This is a genomic window from Aetokthonos hydrillicola CCALA 1050 (assembly GCF_017591665.1).
Classification (GTDB): domain Bacteria; phylum Cyanobacteriota; class Cyanobacteriia; order Cyanobacteriales; family Nostocaceae; genus Aetokthonos; species Aetokthonos hydrillicola.
Genome location: NZ_JAAKGC010000392.1, coordinates 1 through 1,401 on the forward strand (window position 1 = coordinate 1; position 1,401 = coordinate 1,401).

The 1,401-nt window shown below is 42.9% G+C and carries 1 protein-coding gene and 1 pseudogene; both read left to right on the forward strand.

The window, feature by feature from the left end:
• Window positions 1-606 (forward strand): annotated as a pseudogene (locus G4P69_RS38225) (hypothetical protein); the annotation flags it as partial.
• Between the two features lies 1 nt (window position 607).
• Window positions 608-1,401: WD40 domain-containing protein (locus G4P69_RS38230; protein ID WP_452039084.1), on the forward strand; the 794-nt coding region annotated here is incomplete at its 3' end.

The following is a 1,401-nucleotide window of genomic DNA, read 5'->3' on the forward strand; positions in this document are numbered from 1 at the left end:
GAGTTAGATTTAAGAAGTCAGGAATATGGAAATTCTAGCCGTCAGGATATTGAAAATTATATTTGGTTCTTTCTTCAAGAAAACCCTAAAACTAAAGATAGTCTGAGTAAATGGATACAAGATCGTAAATTTTCTGCTCTCACTTTTGTTGAGACGATAACAGAGAAAAGTCAAAATAACTTTATGTATTTGTATCATCTCTTGCCTGGGATTGCTAAGGGAGAGTATAATGACTTTTCTGAATTAGACAAATTTCCCAAGGGTCTTAAAGAGTACTATCAAACCCATTGGAAACGGATGGGTATGGATACAGAACAGAAGGAAAAGATGGTGATTATTCTATTTATTTTAGTGGAAAGTACTCCTATTTCCTGTGAGATGATAGCAGAAATTGCCGAACAAGATGAATACGACGTGCAAAAGGTTTTAGATCAGTGGGTTGAGTATTTGAAAGACCAGAACATAGATGGAAAAATCTGCTATAGTATTTACCATACAAGTTTCCTGGACTTCCTGAAACGCAAAGCAGAACTAGAGACAACCCGGAAACTATTTAAAGAAGTTAACCAAAGGATGGCTGAATACTTTAAAAGGGAGATGGCGTAAGATGGGGAAACTTGCGGAAAAATTAGCTGCAAAAGATCCCCTCTTCCAGCGCTTTTTTCTCAGCCGTGCTGTGGAAAGTTACATAGAGTCGGGGGATTTTGCCGAGTACTACAAGACTTTGACTGATTTTGACTATTTAGAAGCAAAGATTAAGCATAGTGAGTTGGGAGTGCAAGCGCTGATTGCAGATTATGATCTGATTGACGAGTCAAATCTAGAAACTCACTCAGACGAACACTCCTGTGAAGTAGAAACGCTGAAACTGATTCAAGGAGCGTTGCGTCTCTCAGCCCATGTTATAGCTGAGAATAAGACGCAACTAGCAGGGCAATTATTAGGGCGGTTGCTGTCTTTTCCCCAACCAGGGGTTCAGGCATTATTAGCACAGGCAAAGCAGTGGCAAGATGATTCTTGGTTGCATCCCTTGTCACCTAGCTTAACTCCTCCTGGTGGGCGTTTGCTTCGTACACTCACTGGTCATAGCGACTGGGTAAGGGCACTGGCGCTCACCCCAGACGGCAAGCAGGTGATTTCTGCTTCCAATGACCACACTCTCAAAGTGTGGGACTTGGCTGATGGCAAACCAGTTTTTACTCTCACTGGTCATAGCAACTCGGTAACGGCACTGGCGCTCACCCCAGACGGCAAGCAGGTGATTTCTGCTTCAAATGACAACACTCTCAAAGTGTGGGACTTGGCTGATGGCAAACCTGTTATCACTTTCACTGCTGATAGCCCCCGGGTGAGCTGTACGGTTGCCTCAGCTGATGTAACAATTACAGCATGGGCTAGTTT